Source organism: Psychrobacter sp. CX90 (assembly GCF_057396305.2).
Genome location: NZ_CM182008.1, coordinates 2238817 through 2258500, shown reverse-complemented (window position 1 = coordinate 2258500; position 19684 = coordinate 2238817). Strand labels below are relative to the sequence as shown.

Sequence of the window (19684 nt, the reverse complement as noted above, 5' to 3'; positions counted from 1 at the left end):
CAAGTCCTAATGCCAATATCGCATCTAAAAACTACCCCAAAAGCTCCTTCAAAATCTCATTGACCTGTTTAGGATTCGCCTTACCACGGCTTGCCTTCATCACCTGACCGACCAGACCATTAAAGGCTTTCTCCTTACCACCTTTATACTCCTCGACCATCGCCTGATTATTAGCAATCACTTCCTCAACCATCGCCTTAATCGCGCCAGTATCGGTCTCTTGTTTCAAACCTTTGGCTTCAATAATCTTATCGGCCGCATCATCACCGTCACCACCTTCGCCGTCATACATGGCCGTAAATACTTGCTTAGCCAGTTTGCCTGATAAGGTATTGTCGTTCAGACGCTTCAGCAATCCCGCCAACTGACCTTCACTAATAGGGGAGTCAATAATAGTCTTATCATCTTTATTCAATGCCCCTAACAGCTCACCCATCATCCAGTTGGCGGTCAGTTTGGCATGCTGAGTACCGACAGACTCAAGCACCGTTTCAAAATAATCCGCAAGCTCTCGGCTATCGGTTAATACGCGAGCATCATATTCTGATAAGCCCAGCTCTTTCTCAAAACGCTCACGACGCACCACAGGCAATTCAGGCATTTTTGCACGTATTGCATCGACTGTTGCTTGCTCAATACGCACAGGCAACAAATCAGGATCAGGGAAATAGCGATAATCGTCCGCATCTTCCTTAGTCCGCATAATACGCGTTTCGTCCATTTCTGGATCGTACAACATCGTCGCCTGAATGATTGAACCGCCATCCTCAAGAATATCAATCTGACGGTCAATCTCACGATTTATCGCATTTTCGATATTACGGAACGAATTTAAATTCTTAAGCTCAGTACGTGTCCCAAATTCTTCCCCTGGCTTGCGTACAGACACATTACAATCACAGCGGAACGAGCCTTCCGCCATAATCGCATCAGAGATATCAAGCCACGTAACCAACTGATGAATCGCCTTAATATAAGCCACCGCTTCTTTAGATGAGCGCATATCAGGCTCAGACACAATCTCAATAAGTGGCGTCCCAGCACGATTCAAATCCACACCGGTCATGCCCGCAACCGCATCATGCACTGACTTGCCCGCATCTTCTTCCAAATGCCCACGGGTGATGCCGATACGCTTTTTGTACTCGTCTTTCTCGCCCTCATTAACGATCACATCTATGTAGCCTTTACCCACGATTGGGTTTGCCATTTGCGTGATTTGATAGCCTTTTGGCAGATCAGGATAAAAGTAATTTTTACGGTCAAACGTATTGAGTAACCCAAGCTCCGCATTCACCCCAATACCGAATTTCAAAGCACGCTCAATAAGCCCTTCATTTAATACAGGCAACACACCAGGTAAGCCCAAATCAACAATATTCGCTTGTGTATTTGGCTCATTACCAAACTTCGTTGGCGAGCTGGAAAAGATTTTACTGTCCGTGTTCAACTGACAATGAATCTCAATACCGATGACCACTTCATAGCCATCGACCAACAACTCTTTCCGCGTTTCTATCTCTCGAAATTCGTTCATACCTTTTCCCATCACTCAATGTATTAAATTTAAAATGTTACGAATTTTACTGTTAAAATATTTATTTAGACTGACGCAATAAATAGTCCCCAGTCGCTATTCATGATTGAAATCGTGACGTTTGCGTTAGTCTTATTTATAAAAATTATTATCTGGAGCCAATCCTGCCATCCGCTATATCTCCCAGTCTAGGCGGGGCGGGGAAACGGTTTGAGTGGTTGCTGTTGCCTCGACACCCCCTCAAAACCTAGACCCCGCAACCCGCCCAAACTGGCAGTATACCGCTACTGTCAGGGCTAAACCGCTCTTGTAATTCACATTCGCGGTTCTTAGAAACAAATTGCTCGTAGAAAAATGTTATATGCCGTGGGTTATCACCCACGCTACTGCACTAAACCGCACCTCACTCCAAAGCCACCTATATACGAAATTTCCACACCTAATCTTGTTGCGTAGCGTGGGTGCAACGCAGTGAAACCCACGTATTAATAGAATAAGTCGTGGGTTATCACCCACGCTACCTACTGGTTTAACTTATTAATGAACCTTAATAACTTCTCTATGCAGCAAAAAATAAAAAAACAAAGGAAGTGATAAAGAAACGCCAGCAATGAAAGTGCCCAATACCACAATTACCATATCTAGAGCTTTAAACGACTGCCTTAAATAGAACATCATCGCAAACAAGGCAATGGCAGAAATAATAACATCAACCCAAGCCCCAGCACTCACCCGATTATCTATAGCCTGTTCAATTAACAAAGGTACGTCTAAACCATTTTCTAAAATCCAAGGCAAAAACTGCGAATAGGGAGCAATTAATCCCACAAGGGCGAGCATTAATAATATCCATTTCATACCGTGTCATTCCCTGTTTGAGTTAAACCAAGTTGTGTAGTGCGGGTGCAACGCAGTGAAACCCACGTATCAAGATAATAAGTCGTGGGTTATCACCCACGCTACTCTCTAAATCCCAGTCTGCGCAATCGGCGCCAACTTCGTATGATAATCCGTATGCTGTTGGAACAAATGCGCCGTTGATAGTAACTTGCTATCGTCCCAATGATTACCAATTAATTGTAGCCCCACTGGTAAGCCAGCATTAGTGAATCCAGCAGGCATACTAATCGCAGGTAAACCCGCTAAGTTAACACCAATAGTATAGACATCGCCTAAATACATCGTGACAGGATCAAGAGCTTCCCCGAGTTTATAAGCGGCAGTCGGTGCTGTCGGACTGGCAATGAAATCACAACTGGCAAATGCTTTGTCGAAGTCGTCCAATATTACACGGCGTACCTTTTGCGCTTTGGTATAGTAAGCGTCAAAATATCCAGCTGATAAGGCATATGTACCCATCAAAATACGGCGCTGAACCTCATCACCAAAGCCTTCAGAACGAGAGCGAGTATACAAGTCCGCTAAGTCTTTTGGGTTCTCACAGCGATAGCCAAAACGTACCCCATCAAAGCGCGATAAGTTGGATGAGGCTTCTGCTGGTGCTAACATATAGTAGGTTGCTAGGGTAATTTTGGGGTCTGTAATATGTACTTCTACGATAGTCGCCCCTAAGTCTTCATATTGTTTCAGTGCTGCTCGAACTTTAGATTCAACTTCAGCATCCAATCCTTCACCGAAGTATTCCTTAGCCACACCAATGCGTAATCCCGTAAAAGGCTTGTCAGAATCGGCTTGCTCTACAGCTGATTTCATATCGCTGATATAGTTTGGTACAGGGCGATTAATTGAGGTGGCGTCACGAGGGTCATGACCTGCCATCGGATGCAAGAGATAAGCACAGTCCTCAGCACTACGCCCAAAGGTACCCGCTTGATCTAAACTCGACGCATAAGCAATCATCCCAAAGCGAGACACACGTCCATAAGTTGGCTTGATACCCGTTAAGCCACAGAATGAGGCAGGTTGACGAATAGAGCCACCTGTATCACTACCCGTCGCAAAAGGCACAAACCCTGCTGCGACGGCTGCCGCTGAGCCCCCTGAAGAGCCACCTGGCACACGATCAGTATCCCACGGGTTATGGACAGCACCATAATAGGAGCTTTCATTATCTGAGCCCATAGCGAACTCATCCATATTCAATTTACCCAAACATACCGCACCAGCTTCACGAATATTAGCAACGATGGTCGCATCATAAGGCGACACGAAGTTATGAAGCATCTTTGAGCCGCTGGTAGTCAGCAAGCCTTTAGTACAAAATAAATCTTTGTGCGCCATAGGGATACCGAGTAAGGGCGCACTAGTCACACCATCGATATTTGAACGACGTTTCTCATCTGCAGCTTTAGCAGCCTTTTTAGCTCCCTCAACATCAACTGTAATAAAGCTATTTATTTTTTTATCAAAATTTTCAATACGATTTAAAAAATGTTCAGTTAACTCAATACTACTGAATTGTTGACTTTGTAAGCCATCAGCAAGCTGGGCAATGGATAAATGATGTAGGTCAGACATAGTGGCGTCCATGTAGTCGGTTTAAGATTGATTTTATTGATATTGATTCATTAATAATGCGCAAGTTACTGTCAACAAGTACCGGGCAATAAAGGCCGGGCCTAGTCTAGTCCATAACTTGAGGTACCAGATACAGCCCCTGTTCAACGGCAGGCGCAATAGATTGGTTAAGCTCACGGTCAATATCCGGGTTTGGCACATCTGCACGTAGCTCTTGAGCGGCTTCATGAATATTGGATAAGGGGGTCAAACTTTCCGTGTCAACGCTTGCGATGGTTTTCATCATTTGTAAAATTTTATCAATATCTTCAGCATAGCCCTGAGCGGCTTGTTCATCTACCGCAAGACGAGATAATTTAGCAACCTCTAAAATATCATCGGTACTAATTTTATCTTCACGAATATCATTTAAAGGGGACTGTGAGCTGATAGTTGTCATAAATGTTGTGATCCTTTTATAAAATTAACCTAAGGGTGGGTTGAGCATTCGTGTACAGTGCTCTCCTTGTGGACGGCAAAGCAGTATTAATTTGCGAATGTTAAAAATGCCCTAATTAGATCTTAAGTTTGTACATTATAAAGCAACTAAGGGTTATTTTCAGTGTCATCTATGTCAGATGTATAGTAATTTTTGGATAGCAACTTCTTAAGCTTAAGCGTAGCTTTTAGATAATAACTTCTTGATAGCAACTTCAGTTAGATATAGCTAAAAATAAAATATCTATTAATTTTTAGTAAATAGAGTCAGTTTTGAGTATCTAAACACGCTTTAGTAAGGTTTCTGACATGAGATGTTGCAAATTAGTGACGTTTAGTTGGTTAAAAACCATATATTCACATGATTTATCAGTTATTAAAGGCTATAATTTGCAACATTCTAAGTTTTCTATAAAAAAACTTCTATTTTTCCTTGTCGTCATACTTAACTTTGGTTAAAGTGTTTGTTTATTTTGACTCGGTAATATTGCTCAATTTCTTAGCAGATCTTAGCAGAAAGGCTAAGTGGCTTATGATTTGATTATTGACTAGATTTGAATTTGAGTCTTTATTTGCCGACCAAACACCTTAGCCTAATACATAAACATTTACGGCACTCCTCAATTCGCAATACGCTGGAAATACGATACATGAACCCGTTCGGATTTTTATCTAATAACATCGCCATAGATCTTGGCACCGCTAATACATTAATTTATGCCCCTGGAAAAGGTGTCGTGCTTGATGAACCTACTGTGGTGGCATTACGTAGTAACCGCACCCAGAACCCTACTGTTGCGGCTGTTGGTATTGATGCCAAGCAAATGCTTGGGCGCACGCCTGACAACATTACTGCCATTCGTCCCTTAAAAGATGGCGTCATCGCAGATTTTGAAGTGACTCAAAAGATGCTTAAGCACTTTATTGCTAAAGTGAACGCCAAGCGTTTTTTAGCGCAGCCTAATATTGTGGTTGGCGTACCCTGTAAATCTACGCTTGTTGAACGCAGAGCTATCCGTGAAGCAGTATCCTCGGCTGGCGCTAATAAAGTTTATTTATTAGAAGAGCCGATGGCCGCAGCGATTGGTGCGGGCTTGCCTGTACACGAAGCGAGTGGCTCAATGGTCGTTGATATAGGGGGTGGCACCACTGAAATTGCCGTAATCTCACTGTCTGGATGTGTCTATGCAGACTCTATCCGTATCGGCGGTGATATCTTTGATGAGGCGATTATTACTCATGTACGCCGCAATCATGGATGCGTGATTGGTGAGACTACCGCTGAGCGTATTAAACAGCATGTCGGTTCTGCTATTGATGAAGATGCCAAGCTTGAAGTTGAAGTTCGGGGTCGTAGTATGGCGGAAGGGGTGCCCAAAACCCTAACCGTGACCTCGGAAGAAGTTCAAAAGGCATTAAGTGATCCTCTAAGTGGCATTGTCAGCGCTGTTAAGACAGCACTTGAACAAACGCCTCCAGAGTTATCATCGGACATTGCAGAGCGAGGCATTGTGTTGACTGGTGGTGGCGCATTATTACGTAATTTAGATAAGCTTTTGTCAAAAGAGACGGGATTACCTGTGACCGTGGCAGAAGATCCTTTAACGTGTGTCAGCCGTGGTGGTGGTGCAGCTTTGGCATTTATAAATAATAAAAGCCTAAATATGATTTTTGTTTAGGCGTTAAGATTAAGTCAGTGTATTTAATATGTCTATAAGCATTTTTGCCCAACAAAGTTTATCACTACGCAAAACGGTAGCTGTATTATTGGTTGCCATGGTTCTTATGCTTTTAGACAGCAAGAATCCAGACTGGTTTATGCCGGTTCGTGATGCAGGTCATGCTGCCATGCAACCTATTTACCAGTTTTCTATATTACCAAGCTTTGTTAGTCATTGGTCAGATGGTACGATGGTAAGCAAGGAGGCGTTGCGTCGTGAAAATGTGCAGCTACATGCCCAACTGTTACACGCTCAAGCCAAGCTACAGCAACAAGACTATATCTTAGCTCAAAATGCTCGTTTGCAGGGCATTTTGTCAACCACCAAGCCTGACCAGTTTGATTTAAACTTGGCGCAAGTTATTGGTACTGATACCAACCCTTTAAAACAAATCGTTGTTATCAATAAAGGTAGGGATGACGGGGTTCAGGTAGGGCAGGCCGCCATTGATGAAAATGGTATTTTAGGTCAAATTATAAACGTATATCCAAACACTAGCCGTTTATTATTGATTACTGATGAATTGCAATCAGTCTCGGTTATTGTTAAGCGCACAGGCCAGCGAGCGATTGTATCTGGACAAGGCTCGAACAAATCGCTAAGACTGGACCATATATTTAAAACATCCGATATCCGAATTGGCGATGAGCTTATATCGTCTGGTTTGGGTGGTCGCTTCCCAGCTGGATATCGAGTAGGGCGAGTATCCTACATTAACCCTGTACAAAAAGACAACTTCATGAATATTGAGGTAGTGCCAGCAGCTAACTTTATTGATAGCTCATATGTATTGTTAATGCAAGATAAAGAAGATGCGCCACAATATACTGATGACAGCTACACTGAGTCATTACAATTTACTGCATTGCCAAAGATTTCTACTACCCCTAGTCAATAATCCTGTCATTTATTCCCAAATTACTCTTGCAGTATTTTCTCCATTTTTCGCAACCGGATCTATAGGTAGTATGATTGATACCCCGTTAAGTCCAGCAGCCAGTCTTTTCGTTGTAGTAACAAGCTTTGTTATAGCCTCTATTTTTAATATTTATCCCATGAGCTTAGGTGCTTCTAGCTTGCGTCCAATGGCACTTATAATGGTGCTTGTCTTTTGGTTGATACATAAACCTAGAAACGTTGGTGTGGGGGTGGCCTTTACTGTGGGTATCATTGCTGACTTATTATTAGATACACGATTGGGTCAACAGGGTTGTGCCGCCGTAATTATGGCGTTTTCAATACGATTTATTTGTATTTACTTACGTGATTTAAGCTTGCCAATTGCTTGGCTGGTTGCAAGCAGTGCTTTAGTTATTTTCCAACTAACTTTATGGGTAGTTCAGTACATTACACAAAACATTTTTATTAGTCATAGTATTTTAGGTTTGGTAATAAGCATTATAACTTGGCCAATCGTCTATTTTGCGCTAATACGAGTATCTAAGTAGGTAGCAAAAAGCAGAAAATTAGAGCTCATATGTATTGACGCCATATATCTAGAGATTTTATTGTGAATGGTAATGACCTCTTTTTATACAGCTTTAAAATCTTCTTTATAAAGCTATACACTCTCGTTTACTTCGAAACTATTCCAAATAGCTCCTTATTAAATAGCTCCTTAAAATCTTATTAAGACGTTTCTTATAAATACTTATTTGTTAAGTACTATATTTTAAAACCTAAAAATCTTTTAAAATTTAAAATCTGCCAAATTAATTATATTAACTATGACAAACATTGTAGACATTAATCCAAAAAACAAGCATGATGAAAGCCTCGATGGCAAACCTCTGCCCATTATTTTGGCGTCTACTTCGCCAAGGCGAAAGAAACTTTTAGCCTCTGCTGATGTCGATTTTGAAGCGATGAGTGTGGATATTGATGAGAGCGTAGGTCAACATGAGTCTCCGCAAGACTATATTCAGCGAATGGTTCAATGTAAAGCTATTGCAGCGTGCAATCAGCTGATTAAAGATCAATTAGTCGCCTCGGGTTACCCAAAGTTAGTTATTACTGCTGATACCATTGGCGTATTACCAGATGGCGTTTCTATTTTGGTAAAGCCAATAGATAAAGCAGATGCTATTAGAATGTGGACGAAAATGTCAGGTGAAAGTCACTCAGTATGGACAGCGGTGCAGCTTAGCTTAGTAAACGCCTCTGGTAACATAATCCATACTCAAATAATATTAGAAAGAACAACAGTGGAATTTGTTCGGTTAACAAGTCGCCAAATGGAGACCTATTGGTCAAGTGGCGAGCCACAGGACAAAGCAGGGGGGTATGCTATTCAAGGCAAAGGCGCTGCCTGGGTTAGCCGTATCAACGGCAGTTACACAAATGTTGTGGGTTTACCCCTGGCGCAGACGTTAATGGCAATCGACTCCATTAAACACAAAGCCAATCAGCACACAATGGGTGTATACTCAGATCAAGTCTAACTACTCAGCGTTGCTATCCATACGCTAAACTATGTCCAAACATTCTGTTTTAGTCACACCCTTATCCCCTAAACTCGATTGCCTTATATCGAAGTCATAAATAAGCAGCGGCTAAGCGGCTATATATGAATTCTATACAGTCCCTAAATTCACTATAATAAATCATCTAAAAATATCAAATAGGTTTGCTATGTCAGAAGAGTTACTCATCAATGTCAGTCCAATGGAATCCCGTGTCGCTGTATTAAATAATGGCGTTGTTAGTGAGGTATATATTGAGCGGCATAATAAGTTAGGTTTAGTAGGCAATATATATTTGGGAACTGTGGTGCGTGTATTGCCTGGTATGCAAGCAGCATTTGTCGAGATTGGACAGTCACGCACCGCTTTTTTACATGTTAACGATATGCGCCGCATACCGAGAGCAGCGCCCACATTTACGGGTACTCCAGAAATGCGTCGTAAGCCAAAACCTCAGCAACCGACCATATTGACCAGTATGAATGTGGATAATCCAGATTATTTGTCCAGCTCAAACCTGCACAGCCAAACCAAAACTCTAGAAACTGAGCCAAGCCCATCTCATTTTAATCTTCTTGTTGAAAGGGATACAGATACTGTTACCGATGCTAGCCAGATTAGCGATAATAAAAGTTTAGAACCGTTTGTAAATAACGTCATGAAGTCAGATATTGAAACCAATGGTATGCGCGAGAAACAATCAGCACTTGCGAATGAGGCTGATAATTTAGATACTGATATTTTGGAAAATGATCGCCCGGATATAGTGGGTAACGCCATTACACAAGTAGAGAATAATCCGCTACATGAAAGACAGGTCAGTGAGCCACCTCGTCATGAATTAATTCAGTACCGGTTACAGGAAGGTCAAAAAGTATTAGTACAAGTAACTAAAGACCAACTAGGCACGAAAGGCGCACGCTTAACCACCAATATCTCCTTGCCTTCTCGCTATCTCGTATATTTACCCTCCAGCGAGCATATTGGCATCTCTCAACGTATAGATAATGAAGAAGAGCGACATAGATTAAAAACTGAACTGGCGCATTTAATGCAGGCGGTTAATTTGCAAGGGGGGCTTATTGCACGTACAGCAGCTGAGCGAGTACCAGTTCCGAAATTAGAAGAGGATATTTATTATTTGGTGCAACTGTGGCGCACTATTCAAGCACGTAAAGAAGAGTCGATTGGTAGTGGACAAGCCTCTGTCCTTATCTATCAAGAATTATCCTTACCGCTTAGATCCATACGGGACTTAGTCCACCCAGACACCGAAAAAGTCATTGTCGATCATGAAGGTATGTACAATGAAGTACGTCGTTTTGCTAAAGAGTTTGTGCCGTTTATTCACACACGCATTATCCCCTATACTGGTGATCAACCGCTATTTGATGTTCATCGCGTTGAAGAAGATCTTAAAGACGCCTTAAAACGTCGGGTAGATTTAAAATCTGGCGGTTATCTGATCATTGATCAAACAGAGGCCATGACAACCATAGATGTCAACACGGGTTCTTTTGTTGGTGGTCGCTCTCTTGAAGATACCGTATACAAAACAAATTTAGAAGCCACGCATGCGATTGCGCATCAATTAAGATTACGTAATTTAGGTGGCATCATCATACTAGATTTTATTGATATGCTTGAGCAAGAGCATAAAGATGATGTGCTTGAAAATTTGCAAGCTCAACTGGCTCAGGATTATGCTAAGACGAAAATTACCCAAGTAAGCGAACTTGGCCTAATTGAGATGACGCGTAAACGAACTCGAGAGTCTTTAGAACAACAACTTTGCGAGCCTTGCAAAACTTGCCAAGGCAAAGGGTTTGTCAAAACAGCAGAGACTGTTTGCTTTGAGATTTTTAGAGAGCTTATGCGCTGTGCTCGAACGTATAACACGCCTAAAAAGTTCACGGTTGTTGCCCATGCAGCAGTCATTGATTTATTACTATCCTCAGAAGCTGACACAGTGGCTGACCTTGAATATTTAGTAGGTAAAGTAATTACATTTGAAGTGGAAAACCTTTACACACAAGAGCAGTACGATATTGTTTTAGATTAGTTGATGTTTGAGATAATAGGTTTATTAAAGCCTTTTGTACATACAGAATCGAGAATGCTATTAATTGAAAGTACTGTTAAATTTAAATGCCATTCAATCTAAGCACTATTTGATTTAAGGATATTGATTTAAGGATATTGATTTTTTACTCTTGATTTCTCAACAAAAAATAAAATGTATCATTGATAGCTCTATAGGTGACTCTATAAATTTGTCTACAACACTACTTGCAAACAACAGAATAATCTGTATAATACCATCCACTGAATTTATATAGACGTTTCAGGTTTTCATCGCTTAATAACCTGCTAGATCATAGCATCTTATGAGAATTGTCGAGAACTTGAGTAATAGCGTCCTACAGCCGGAGCATCGTTTCTGGTACTAATTTCATATTTCTTTGCTACCTTCCAATGTGGAAATGGTGGGCAAGGAATAAATTTATTTTGTTTTTTGATTTGTTTTTTGAGATTAAGATGATTAATTTCAATTCTAAACGATCAGGAAGTGAATCATTTATATAACGGCTATTTATCATCAAAATAATGCCATTAGGGCGTTAAATAGAGATAAACCCATTTATTAGGAGCTTGCTGGCATGGCTAACCAGAGAATCCGTATCCGACTAAAATCTTTTGATCATAGATTAATCGATCAGTCGGCACAAGAGATTGTCGATACCGCAAAGCGCACTGGTGCGCAAGTTTGTGGTCCTGTACCGTTGCCTACTCGCATAGAGCGTTTCAACGTCCTTACATCACCACACGTCAATAAAGATGCACGTGATCAGTACGAAATCCGTACTCACAAGCGTATGCTTGACATCGTACAGCCAACTGATAAAACAGTTGATGCGTTGATGAAATTGGACTTGGCTGCTGGTGTAGACGTTCAAATCGCATTGGGTTAATCAATAGTACGTCATCTATTTAATGCGTACTGATTAATATAGAGCGACTCAAATTACCCAAACTATTAATTGAAGATATAAAGAGGTTTAACATGGCGATCGGTTTAGTCGGTAAGAAATGCGGCATGACCCGTGTCTTCACTGAAGCAGGTGCTTCTATCCCTGTGACAGTTGTTGAGGTCGATGCAAACCGCATTACTCAAGTAAAAACGAATGACACTGACGGCTATCAAGCCATTCAAATCACCACAGGTGAACGTCGTGACAGTCGCGTAACTGCGGCGCAAAAAGGTCACTTCGCTAAAGCTGGCGTTAAAGCTGGTCGTGGTGTATGGGAATTTCGTGTTACTGAAGAAGAATTAGAGGGACGTGAAGCTGGAAACCAAATTGCAGCAGACTTGTTTGAAGCTGGGCAACTGGTTGATGTTACAGGTCAAAGCAAAGGTAAAGGCTTTCAAGGTGGCGTAAAGCGTCATAACTTTAGCATGCAAGACGCTACTCATGGTAACTCAGTATCGCATCGTGCCCATGGTTCTACTGGTCAGAACCAAAGCCCTGGTAAAGTATTTAAGGGTAAGAAAATGGCTGGCCAAATGGGTAATAAACGAGTGACGGTTCAAGGACTAGAAGTAATTTCAGTTGACGCTGAAAAAGGTCTTCTCGTCATTAAAGGTGCCATTCCAGGTGCCAATGGTGGCGATGTCATCGTACGTCCGTCAATCAAAGCCTAAGCAAGGGGATTAACGTGAATTTAAAAACTGTTACAGGCGCAGCGGTTGAGCTGTCTGACACGGCATTTGGTCGTGAATTCAACGAAGCCCTCGTTCATCAGGTCGTCACTGCATATTTAGCAGGCGCACGCCAGGGTAGCCGCGCACAAAAAACACGCGCTGAAGTTTCTGGCGGCGGTAAAAAACCATGGCGTCAAAAAGGTACAGGCCGTGCTCGTGCTGGTTCAATTCGTGGTCCTATCTGGCGTGGGGGTGGTCGTGCATTTGCTGCTAAGCCACAAGATTGGTCACAAAAAGTGAATCGTAAGATGTACCGTGGTGCAATGCAATGTATTTTAGCTGAACTTGTTCGCCAAGATCGATTGGTTTTAGTAGAAGATATCAAAATGCCTACTCCTAAAACAAAAGAATTGGTTAGTAAATTAGCAGAACTTGATGCTCCAAGAGCATTAATCGTGACCAATGAAGTTGACGAAAACTTATATTTAGCGGCTCGAAACATTCCTTATGTGAATGTATTAGGTACTAACGAAGTTGATCCTGTTAGCTTGATTGCGTTTGATAAAGTCATCATGTCTGTTGACGCAGCGAAACAATTTGAGGAAGCACTAGCATGAACAACGCAAGACTTTATCAGGTCTTAAAAGGGCCTGTGTTCTCAGAGAAATCTCAGCTGTTAGGTGACTCGCTAGGTGTGCAAGTATTTAAAGTAGATGGTAATGCCACTAAGCGTGAAATCAAAAAAGCAGTCGAGTTAATGTTTGAAGGTGTGGAAGTGACTAAGGTCAACACCTTAAATGTTAAAGGTAAGACAAAGCGTTTTGGTAAAAGCATCGGCCGTCGTAATGACTTTAAAAAAGCCTATGTTACCTTAAAAGCTGGTCAAGATGTACAAATGGCTGATGCTGGTGAAGATGTTGCTGATAAAGCACCTTCAACTAGCGAAACAGCGAACAACGAATAAGGATACAACTCATGCCTATCGTAAAAGCAAAGCCAACATCAGCAGGTCGCCGTTTTGTTGAAAAAGTGGTACACCCACATCTTTACAAAGGTCGTCCGCATGCGCCATTGCTTGAAGCTAGAAGCAAGTCTGGTGGTCGTAATAATAACGGGCGTATAACAACACGTCATATTGGTGGTGGTCATAAACAGCACTATCGTATTATTGACTTCAAGCGAACTAAAGACAATATTCCATCTACGGTTGAGCGTATTGAATACGATCCTAACCGTACCGCACATATTGCATTATTAAAATATGCCGACGGTGAGCGCCGTTATATTATCGCACCTAAGAAGCTTAAAGTTGGTGATACCGTATTATCAGGTGAAGCCTCCCCAATCCGTCCAGGAAACTGTATTCCACTAAAAAATATTCCAGTGGGTACGGTTATTAGTAATGTTGAACTTAAAATCGGAAAAGGTGCGCAGTTGGCTCGTTCTGCTGGTGCTTCAGTTCAATTATTGGGTAAGGATGGCATCTATGCAATTTTACGTTTGCGTTCAGGCGAAACACGTCGTGTACACGTAAACTGTCGAGCAGTTATTGGTGAAGTTTCGAACTCTGAAAATAACCTGAAATCACTCGGTAAAGCCGGTGCATCACGCTGGCGTGGTATTCGTCCAACGGTGCGTGGTACTGCGATGAACCCAGTCGATCACCCACATGGTGGTGGTGAAGGTCGAAATATGGGTAAACATCCAACAAGCCCATGGGGTCAGAAGACTAAAGGTCTTAAAACGCGTAGTAACAAGCGTACTGACAGTATGATCATCCGCCGTCGCGCCAAGAAGAAATAAGGAATAATTTCATGCCTCGTTCATTGAAAAAAGGTCCATTCATTGATGCGCATTTGTTTGCCAAAGTTGAGAAAGCAATTGAGTCTAACTCACGTAAGCCTATCAAAACTTGGTCACGTCGCTCGATGATTCTGCCACAAATGGTTGGTCTAACTCTTTCTGTTCATAATGGTCGTACTCACGTACCGGTTATCATTAGCGAACAAATGGTTGGCCATAAACTAGGTGAATTTGCCCCGACTCGCACGTATCGCGGTCATGGCATTGACAAGAAAATGAAAAAATAAGGTGCTCACTATGGAAGTAACTGCTAAATTACGCGGTGCCGCCATTTCGGCACAGAAAGTTCGACTTGTCGCAGACGAGATTCGTGGTAAGTCTATCGAGCGTGCTTTGGATATCCTTGCGTTCAGTAACAAAAAAGGCGCGGTATTTGTCAAGAAATGTCTTGAGTCTGCCATTGCTAATGCTGAACACAACCACAGTTTAGATATTGATACCTTAAAAGTATCAACTATATATGTGGATGAAGGCATAACGCTAAAGCGTATCCTACCACGTGCAAAGGGTCGCGCTGATCGTATCAGTAAGCGTACTTGTCACATCACTGTTAAGGTAGGAGAATAACTCATGGGACAAAAAGTACATCCAATCGGTATTCGTCTAGGTGTCGTTAAGAAGCATAATGCCAACTGGTATGCGGACCCTAAACAGTACTCTAAATATCTAATTAATGATATTCAAGTTCGCGATTATCTTCGTAAAAAACTCGATAACGCAATGGTAAGCCACATTATGATTGAGCGCCCTACTGGTGCCGCTAAAATCACAATATCAACGGCTCGTCCTGGTATCGTTATTGGCAAGAAAGGCGAAGATATTGAGAAGTTACAGAAAGAGTTAACCAAAATGATGGGCGTACCAGCTCAGGTTAATATTGAAGAAATTACCTCTCCAGATTTAGATGCCCGACTTGTTGCTGAAGGTATCTCAAGTCAGCTTGAGCGCCGTGTTATGTTCCGCCGTGCCATGAAGCGCGCAGTACAAAACAGTATGCGTTCAGGTGCTCAAGGTATTAAAGTTGAATTATCAGGACGTTTAGGTGGTGCTGAAATCGCACGTACTGAATGGTATCGTGAAGGTCGAGTACCTCTACACACACTCCGTGCTGATATAGATTATGCATCAGTTCGTGCAGAGACTACATACGGAACCATCGGTGTGAAGGTATGGATTTTCCGTGGTGAAATTCTTGATGGTATGGATAGTGTTTATAATCCACCTAAAGAAGACAAGTCTCGTGCGCCAAAACGCCGCGGCCGTGGAAACCGTCGCAATTCCGACAGAGCAAACACAGATAGAGGTTAAGCTATGTTACAACCAAAACGTACCAAATTTCGCAAAATGTTCAAAGGGCGTAACACCGGTTTAGCACATCGTGGTAATACCGTGGCTTTTGGTCAGTTTGGCCTTAAATCAGTTGGTCGGGGCCGTATGACGGCTCGTCAAATTGAGGCTGCCCGTCGAACCATTACTCGTAAAGTTAAACGCGGTGGGAAAATCTGGATTCGTGTTTTTCCAGATAAACCAATTACTGAAAAACCATTAGAAGTTCGTATGGGTAAAGGTAAAGGTCCTGTTGAATACTGGGTATGCGAAATTAAACCCGGTAAAATGCTTTATGAAATAGAAGGGGTTTCAGAAGAATTAGCACGTGAAGCATTTACGCTTGCAGCGGCTAAGCTTCCCTTCAAAACTACCATTGTTAAGCGGACGATAATGTAATGAAGATCAGTGAATTACGAGACAAATCAGTAGAAGAGCTGGCTGGATTACTAGATGAGAAGCAACTTGATGCATTTCGTCTTCGTATGGCAAAAGCCACCGGTCAACTTGGTAGCACCCACGAAGTCCGAGCTAATCGCCGTGCGATCGCTCAGATCAAGACTTTGATTAATGAGAAACAAAGAGGCGCCTCATGAGTGACGATATTCAACAAGCCGAAAATGCGGGCACATCTGTAGGTATTGTTACTGGTAAGGTTGTCAGTAACAAGATGGATAAATCCATAACAGTATTGGTTGAGCGTAAAGTTCGCCATCCACTGTATGGTAAACAACTCCGTCGTTCTACAAAAATTAAAGCCCACGACGAGAATAATGTCTGTAAAGAAGGGGATGTGGTTCGTATCGTTGAAACACGCCCAATCTCTAAGACTAAGTCTTGGAAATTATTTGACGTTGTGGAAACAGCGGAAAAAATATAAGCAAATTGCATTTGGCATAAAATTCTGGTAGAATACGCCCCCTTGCGGTGACATACCAGAATACTTGAATTACTTCTGTGATCATCGTTTTCAATGATTGCTTAGGTAATTCAATAATTTAATTGCCTTATGCATCTGATCAATGGAGTAGCGCGATGATTCAGACTGAAACAATTCTGGAAGTTGCAGATAATAGCGGTGCACGACGTGTTCAGTGTATTAAGGTGCTCGGCGGTTCTCATCGTCGTTATGCATCCGTCGGTGACATTATTAAAGTATCTGTAAAAGAAGCAATCCCACGTGGCCGTGTCAAAAAAGGCGATGTTATGAACGCTGTGGTCGTACGTACCAAAAAAGGTGTACGTCGCCCTGATGGTTCAGTACTTCGTTTTGATGACAATGCTGCTGTTTTGCTTAACCAGAACCAAGCCCCGATTGCCACTCGTATCTTTGGGCCGGTAACTCGTGAATTACGTGGTGATCAATTTATGAAAATTGTATCACTAGCACCAGAAGTACTGTGAGGTAACCCATGGCTAAATTACGTAAAGGCGACAATGTCATTGTTATTGCTGGTAAAGATAAAGGCAAACAAGGCACTGTGCTAGCGGTAAAAAATGACCGTATTAAAGTTGAAGGCATTAACATTGTAACCAAACATCAAAAGCCAAATCAGGCTACTGGTGCTGAAGGTGGTATTGTGAAGCAAGAAGCTTTTTTACATATTTCAAACGTCGCAATTTTCAATGCGCAAACCCAAAAAGCTGATCGTATTACTTATCAGTTTGACGACGAAGGCAAAAAACAACGCGTTTATCGTTCAAACGGTGAAGTAGTGGCGACTGCATAAACACTAAGGGTGTATTAGCAATGTCAAGATTAAAATCATTATACAATGACGAATATAAGCAACAGATTAAAGAAGCTTTAGGCTTAGAAAACGTCATGCAAGTACCAAAAATTACCAAAATTACTCTTAATATGGGGGTTGGTGGTGCTTCACAAGACAAAAAGCTCTTGGAAGGTGCTGTAGCTGATATGACGGCAATTGCAGGTCAAAAGCCAGTTATTACCAAAGCTCGCAAATCTGTTGCTGCCTTTAAAATCCGTGAAGAATGGCCAATTGGTTGCAAAGTAACTCTTCGTGGCGAGCAAATGTATGAGTTTTTAGATCGTCTCATTGCTATTGCTATACCACGTATCCGTGATTTCCGAGGCTTTTCTCCAAAAGCTTTTGATGGTCGTGGTAACTACTCATTAGGCATCAAAGAGCAAATAGTTTTCCCAGAAGTTGATTATGATAAAATTGATCGCCTTCGTGGGCTTGATATCACTATCACGACAACTGCTCAAGATGATGAGCAGGGTCGGGCACTGCTTAAAGCATTCGGCTTCCCATTTAAATAGGATTTAAGCATTATGGCAAAGAAAAGCATGATTAATCGCGAATTGAAGCGCGAGAAAATGGTTGCTAAGTATGCTGATAAGCGTGCTAAGCTAAAAGCTATTATTAGTGACTCAAATGCAAGTGATGAAGAGAGAATGGAGGCGATTTTAGAGCTTCAATCTCTACCACGTAATTCATCACCTGTTAGATTACGCAACCGTTGTGGCGTTACTGGGCGTCCTCATGGTTACTTCCGTAAGTTTGGTTTATCACGTAATGTATTGCGCCGACGCGTTATGCAAGGTGATGTTCCAGGCGTACGTAAAGCTAGTTGGTAAGGGAGTAATAATATGAGTATGCAAGATACAGTTGCAGATATGCTAACCCGTATTCGTAACGCACAAATGGCAAAAAAAGTTTCTGTTGATATGCCAAATTCAAAGCTACGTAAATCTATTGCAGATTTATTAGTTAATGAAGGCTATGTGGCTTCGGCATCTGTAGAAGATCATGGTAACGGCAAAGCAACTCTAAGTATTGAGTTAAAATACTTTGAAGGCAAGCCAGTTATTGAAATAATTAAACGCTATAGTCGTCCTGGTTTGCGTCAATACCGTGGTAAAGACGCAATTCCAACAGTTCAAAAAGGTTTAGGTGTTGCAATCGTTTCTACTAGCCAAGGTATCATGAGTGATCGTGCTGCACGCGCAGCTGGTATTGGCGGCGAAATAATTGCATTTGTAGCCTAAATTAAGAATCATATCATTTAATACTTCTAAAAAAATATTATTACGCTATAATATGTGCCCTCAACTAAGCACTTAACAAAATTTAGCAATATATTTATAGAAAGTGTTTGGGTGATATAGAGCTGATTATAAAAAAATAACAGGCTTTAGGCCTGTTAATTTTTTCATAGTCATTTGTTATTTATCTGTTATTAAGGATATTCCTATGTCTCGTGTGGCTAAAGCCCCAGTAGCACTGCCTAAAGGCACTAGTGTTACTTTGAACGGTCGGCAGGTTGAAGTTAAAGGCAAGCAAGGCACAATGTCTTTACACCTGCACGATTTGGTCGAGCTAAAACAAGAAGATGATCAAATCATCTTATTACCTGTTTCTGAAACGAAAGAAGCTTGGATGCATACTGGTACGGCACGTTCTCTTTTGAACAATTTTGTACAAGGTGTTTCTGAGGGTTTTGAAAAACGTTTACAGCTAATTGGTGTTGGTTATAAAGCTCAAGTTGCTGGAAATAAACTAACCTTGAATGTTGGTTATTCTCATCCAGTTGAATATATGCTACCTGAAGGTGTAAGTGCAGAAACACCAAGCCAAACTGAAATTGTCCTCAAATCAAGCGACAAACAGAAACTAGGCCAAGCTGCTGCGAACATCCGTAGTTATCGTCCACCCGAACCTTATAAAGGTAAAGGTATCCGTTATAGTGACGAGCATGTGGTTCGTAAAGAAGCTAAGAAAAAATAAGGTGAAATGACATGTTGGATAAAAAAGCTGCTCGCTTACGTCGAGCTAAAAAAACACGTGCACACATCCGCCATTTGGGTGTGCATCGGTTAACTGTTAACCGTACTCCACGACATATTTATGCTCAGATCATTTCTCCAACCGGCGGAGAAGTTATTGCTCAAGCATCTACACTTGATGATTCGTTACGCTCTGGTGCAACGGGTAATGTTGAAGCTGCTACAGCTGTAGGTAAACTTATCGCTGAGCGTGGTAAATCTCTAGGTATTACAAAAGTCGCCTTTGACCGTAGTGGTTTCAAATACCATGGTCGTGTTAAAGCCTTGGCTGACGCCGCTCGTGAAAATGGATTGGAGTTTTAA

The 19684-nt window shown here is 41.8% G+C and carries 26 protein-coding genes and 1 pseudogene; 23 read left to right on the top strand and 4 right to left on the bottom strand.

What is annotated here, in order from left to right; translation table 11 throughout:
- Positions 1-31 precede the first annotated feature (31 nt).
- The 4 genes from gatB to gatC form a co-directional block, all read right to left on the bottom strand.
- Positions 32-1537 (bottom strand): Asp-tRNA(Asn)/Glu-tRNA(Gln) amidotransferase subunit GatB, encoded by a 1506-nt coding sequence (gatB, locus tag AC2SLN_RS08985; RefSeq protein ID WP_486548188.1) that lies wholly within the window; start codon positions 1535-1537, stop codon positions 32-34.
- A gap of 537 nt (positions 1538-2074) precedes the next feature.
- Positions 2075-2395 carry a DUF2834 domain-containing protein gene (locus tag AC2SLN_RS08980; protein ID WP_486548189.1) on the bottom strand — a complete coding sequence of 107 codons (321 nt, stop codon included), beginning with the start codon at positions 2393-2395 and terminating at the stop codon, positions 2075-2077.
- A gap of 108 nt (positions 2396-2503) precedes the next feature.
- A complete protein-coding gene (gene gatA / locus AC2SLN_RS08975; RefSeq protein WP_486548190.1) occupies positions 2504-4015 on the bottom strand; it encodes an Asp-tRNA(Asn)/Glu-tRNA(Gln) amidotransferase subunit GatA in 1512 nt (503 codons plus the stop codon).
- Positions 4016-4121: 106 nt separating this feature from the next.
- Positions 4122-4454 carry an Asp-tRNA(Asn)/Glu-tRNA(Gln) amidotransferase subunit GatC gene (gatC, locus tag AC2SLN_RS08970; protein WP_486531018.1) on the bottom strand — a complete coding sequence of 111 codons (333 nt, stop codon included), beginning with the start codon at positions 4452-4454 and terminating at the stop codon, positions 4122-4124.
- A 688-nt stretch (positions 4455-5142) separates the two neighbouring features.
- Between gatC and AC2SLN_RS08965 the strand changes: the two genes are divergently transcribed.
- The 23 genes and pseudogenes from AC2SLN_RS08965 (at position 5143) to rplR (ending at position 19684) form a co-directional block, all read left to right on the top strand.
- Positions 5143-6171: a rod shape-determining protein gene (locus AC2SLN_RS08965; protein ID WP_486531020.1), complete on the top strand. Its 1029-nt coding sequence runs from the start codon at positions 5143-5145 to the stop codon at positions 6169-6171.
- A 28-nt stretch (positions 6172-6199) separates the two neighbouring features.
- Positions 6200-7111 (top strand): rod shape-determining protein MreC, encoded by a 912-nt coding sequence (mreC, locus tag AC2SLN_RS08960; RefSeq protein ID WP_486548191.1) that lies wholly within the window; start codon positions 6200-6202, stop codon positions 7109-7111.
- Positions 7112-7181: 70 nt separating this feature from the next.
- On the top strand, positions 7182-7661 hold the full coding sequence (mreD, locus tag AC2SLN_RS08955) for a rod shape-determining protein MreD (RefSeq protein WP_486531022.1): 480 nt from the start codon (positions 7182-7184) through the stop codon (positions 7659-7661).
- Between the two features lie 279 nt (positions 7662-7940).
- Positions 7941-8654 carry a Maf family protein gene (locus AC2SLN_RS08950; protein ID WP_486548192.1) on the top strand — a complete coding sequence of 238 codons (714 nt, stop codon included), beginning with the start codon at positions 7941-7943 and terminating at the stop codon, positions 8652-8654.
- Between the two features lie 190 nt (positions 8655-8844).
- A complete protein-coding gene (locus tag AC2SLN_RS08945) occupies positions 8845-10737 on the top strand; it encodes an Rne/Rng family ribonuclease (protein WP_486531024.1) in 1893 nt (630 codons plus the stop codon).
- A gap of 598 nt (positions 10738-11335) precedes the next feature.
- Positions 11336-11647: a 30S ribosomal protein S10 gene (gene rpsJ / locus AC2SLN_RS08940; protein ID WP_007394248.1), complete on the top strand. Its 312-nt coding sequence runs from the start codon at positions 11336-11338 to the stop codon at positions 11645-11647.
- Positions 11648-11739: 92 nt separating this feature from the next.
- Positions 11740-12378, top strand: a complete 639-nt coding sequence (rplC, locus tag AC2SLN_RS08935) for a 50S ribosomal protein L3 (protein WP_486531025.1) — start codon at positions 11740-11742, stop codon at positions 12376-12378.
- 14 nt (positions 12379-12392) lie between these two features.
- Positions 12393-12995: a 50S ribosomal protein L4 gene (gene rplD, locus AC2SLN_RS08930; protein ID WP_486531026.1), complete on the top strand. Its 603-nt coding sequence runs from the start codon at positions 12393-12395 to the stop codon at positions 12993-12995.
- The gene (gene rplW / locus AC2SLN_RS08925; protein WP_486531027.1) at positions 12992-13342 is read left to right on the top strand and encodes a 50S ribosomal protein L23; all 351 of its coding nucleotides are present in this window, start codon (positions 12992-12994) and stop codon (positions 13340-13342) included. Before rplD ends, rplW begins: the two co-directional genes overlap by 4 nt.
- Positions 13343-13353: 11 nt before the next feature.
- Positions 13354-14181 (top strand): 50S ribosomal protein L2, encoded by an 828-nt coding sequence (gene rplB, locus AC2SLN_RS08920; RefSeq protein WP_486531028.1) that lies wholly within the window; start codon positions 13354-13356, stop codon positions 14179-14181.
- An 11-nt stretch (positions 14182-14192) separates the two neighbouring features.
- Positions 14193-14468 (top strand): 30S ribosomal protein S19, encoded by a 276-nt coding sequence (gene rpsS / locus AC2SLN_RS08915; RefSeq protein WP_486531029.1) that lies wholly within the window; start codon positions 14193-14195, stop codon positions 14466-14468.
- Between the two features lie 10 nt (positions 14469-14478).
- A complete protein-coding gene (gene rplV, locus AC2SLN_RS08910; protein WP_486531030.1) occupies positions 14479-14808 on the top strand; it encodes a 50S ribosomal protein L22 in 330 nt (109 codons plus the stop codon).
- Between the two features lie 3 nt (positions 14809-14811).
- A pseudogene (gene rpsC / locus AC2SLN_RS08905) lies at positions 14812-15613 on the top strand (30S ribosomal protein S3).
- Positions 15553-15966, top strand: a complete 414-nt coding sequence (gene rplP, locus AC2SLN_RS08900; RefSeq protein ID WP_486531031.1) for a 50S ribosomal protein L16 — start codon at positions 15553-15555, stop codon at positions 15964-15966. Before rpsC ends, rplP begins: the two are co-directional and overlap by 61 nt.
- A complete protein-coding gene (rpmC, locus tag AC2SLN_RS08895; protein WP_486531032.1) occupies positions 15966-16163 on the top strand; it encodes a 50S ribosomal protein L29 in 198 nt (65 codons plus the stop codon). Before rplP ends, rpmC begins: the two co-directional genes overlap by 1 nt.
- The gene (gene rpsQ, locus AC2SLN_RS08890) at positions 16160-16447 is read left to right on the top strand and encodes a 30S ribosomal protein S17 (protein WP_486531033.1); all 288 of its coding nucleotides are present in this window, start codon (positions 16160-16162) and stop codon (positions 16445-16447) included. Before rpmC ends, rpsQ begins: the two co-directional genes overlap by 4 nt.
- Before the next feature lie 155 nt (positions 16448-16602).
- On the top strand, positions 16603-16971 hold the full coding sequence (gene rplN / locus AC2SLN_RS08885) for a 50S ribosomal protein L14 (protein ID WP_486531034.1): 369 nt from the start codon (positions 16603-16605) through the stop codon (positions 16969-16971).
- Between the two features lie 8 nt (positions 16972-16979).
- On the top strand, positions 16980-17297 hold the full coding sequence (gene rplX / locus AC2SLN_RS08880) for a 50S ribosomal protein L24 (RefSeq protein WP_486531035.1): 318 nt from the start codon (positions 16980-16982) through the stop codon (positions 17295-17297).
- A gap of 20 nt (positions 17298-17317) precedes the next feature.
- Positions 17318-17854 carry a 50S ribosomal protein L5 gene (rplE, locus tag AC2SLN_RS08875; protein WP_486531036.1) on the top strand — a complete coding sequence of 179 codons (537 nt, stop codon included), beginning with the start codon at positions 17318-17320 and terminating at the stop codon, positions 17852-17854.
- A gap of 12 nt (positions 17855-17866) precedes the next feature.
- Positions 17867-18172 (top strand): 30S ribosomal protein S14, encoded by a 306-nt coding sequence (gene rpsN, locus AC2SLN_RS08870; protein WP_486531037.1) that lies wholly within the window; start codon positions 17867-17869, stop codon positions 18170-18172.
- 12 nt (positions 18173-18184) lie between these two features.
- Positions 18185-18583, top strand: coding sequence for a 30S ribosomal protein S8 (gene rpsH / locus AC2SLN_RS08865; protein ID WP_486531038.1), 399 nt, complete (start codon positions 18185-18187; stop codon positions 18581-18583).
- Between the two features lie 205 nt (positions 18584-18788).
- Positions 18789-19322 (top strand): 50S ribosomal protein L6, encoded by a 534-nt coding sequence (rplF, locus tag AC2SLN_RS08860; RefSeq protein WP_486531039.1) that lies wholly within the window; start codon positions 18789-18791, stop codon positions 19320-19322.
- Positions 19323-19333: 11 nt separating this feature from the next.
- Complete coding sequence (gene rplR, locus AC2SLN_RS08855; protein ID WP_486548193.1) at positions 19334-19684, top strand: 50S ribosomal protein L18; 351 nt, start codon at positions 19334-19336, stop codon at positions 19682-19684.

What these genes read in the sequence shown, in the direction of transcription:
- rpsQ (WP_486531033.1), top strand. Translation starts at nt 16,160, where the DNA reads ATGAGTGACGATATTCAACAAGCCGAAAATGCGGGCACATCTGTAGGT.
- rpsS (WP_486531029.1), top strand. Translation starts at nt 14,193, where the DNA reads ATGCCTCGTTCATTGAAAAAAGGTCCATTCATTGATGCGCATTTGTTT.
- mreD (WP_486531022.1), top strand. Translation starts at nt 7,182, where the DNA reads ATGATTGATACCCCGTTAAGTCCAGCAGCCAGTCTTTTCGTTGTAGTA.
- AC2SLN_RS08965 (WP_486531020.1), top strand. Translation starts at nt 5,143, where the DNA reads ATGAACCCGTTCGGATTTTTATCTAATAACATCGCCATAGATCTTGGC.
- rplP (WP_486531031.1), top strand. Translation starts at nt 15,553, where the DNA reads ATGTTACAACCAAAACGTACCAAATTTCGCAAAATGTTCAAAGGGCGT.
- AC2SLN_RS08980 (WP_486548189.1), bottom strand. Translation starts at nt 2,395, where the DNA reads ATGAAATGGATATTATTAATGCTCGCCCTTGTGGGATTAATTGCTCCC.
- rpsH (WP_486531038.1), top strand. Translation starts at nt 18,185, where the DNA reads ATGAGTATGCAAGATACAGTTGCAGATATGCTAACCCGTATTCGTAAC.
- rpsN (WP_486531037.1), top strand. Translation starts at nt 17,867, where the DNA reads ATGGCAAAGAAAAGCATGATTAATCGCGAATTGAAGCGCGAGAAAATG.
- rplX (WP_486531035.1), top strand. Translation starts at nt 16,980, where the DNA reads ATGGCTAAATTACGTAAAGGCGACAATGTCATTGTTATTGCTGGTAAA.
- rplR (WP_486548193.1), top strand. Translation starts at nt 19,334, where the DNA reads ATGTTGGATAAAAAAGCTGCTCGCTTACGTCGAGCTAAAAAAACACGT.
- gatA (WP_486548190.1), bottom strand. Translation starts at nt 4,015, where the DNA reads ATGTCTGACCTACATCATTTATCCATTGCCCAGCTTGCTGATGGCTTA.
- AC2SLN_RS08945 (WP_486531024.1), top strand. Translation starts at nt 8,845, where the DNA reads ATGTCAGAAGAGTTACTCATCAATGTCAGTCCAATGGAATCCCGTGTC.
- rplB (WP_486531028.1), top strand. Translation starts at nt 13,354, where the DNA reads ATGCCTATCGTAAAAGCAAAGCCAACATCAGCAGGTCGCCGTTTTGTT.
- mreC (WP_486548191.1), top strand. Translation starts at nt 6,200, where the DNA reads ATGTCTATAAGCATTTTTGCCCAACAAAGTTTATCACTACGCAAAACG.
- gatB (WP_486548188.1), bottom strand. Translation starts at nt 1,537, where the DNA reads ATGAACGAATTTCGAGAGATAGAAACGCGGAAAGAGTTGTTGGTCGAT.
- rplN (WP_486531034.1), top strand. Translation starts at nt 16,603, where the DNA reads ATGATTCAGACTGAAACAATTCTGGAAGTTGCAGATAATAGCGGTGCA.
- gatC (WP_486531018.1), bottom strand. Translation starts at nt 4,454, where the DNA reads ATGACAACTATCAGCTCACAGTCCCCTTTAAATGATATTCGTGAAGAT.
- rplW (WP_486531027.1), top strand. Translation starts at nt 12,992, where the DNA reads ATGAACAACGCAAGACTTTATCAGGTCTTAAAAGGGCCTGTGTTCTCA.
- rplV (WP_486531030.1), top strand. Translation starts at nt 14,479, where the DNA reads ATGGAAGTAACTGCTAAATTACGCGGTGCCGCCATTTCGGCACAGAAA.
- AC2SLN_RS08950 (WP_486548192.1), top strand. Translation starts at nt 7,941, where the DNA reads ATGACAAACATTGTAGACATTAATCCAAAAAACAAGCATGATGAAAGC.
- rpsJ (WP_007394248.1), top strand. Translation starts at nt 11,336, where the DNA reads ATGGCTAACCAGAGAATCCGTATCCGACTAAAATCTTTTGATCATAGA.
- rplE (WP_486531036.1), top strand. Translation starts at nt 17,318, where the DNA reads ATGTCAAGATTAAAATCATTATACAATGACGAATATAAGCAACAGATT.
- rpmC (WP_486531032.1), top strand. Translation starts at nt 15,966, where the DNA reads ATGAAGATCAGTGAATTACGAGACAAATCAGTAGAAGAGCTGGCTGGA.
- rplC (WP_486531025.1), top strand. Translation starts at nt 11,740, where the DNA reads ATGGCGATCGGTTTAGTCGGTAAGAAATGCGGCATGACCCGTGTCTTC.
- rplF (WP_486531039.1), top strand. Translation starts at nt 18,789, where the DNA reads ATGTCTCGTGTGGCTAAAGCCCCAGTAGCACTGCCTAAAGGCACTAGT.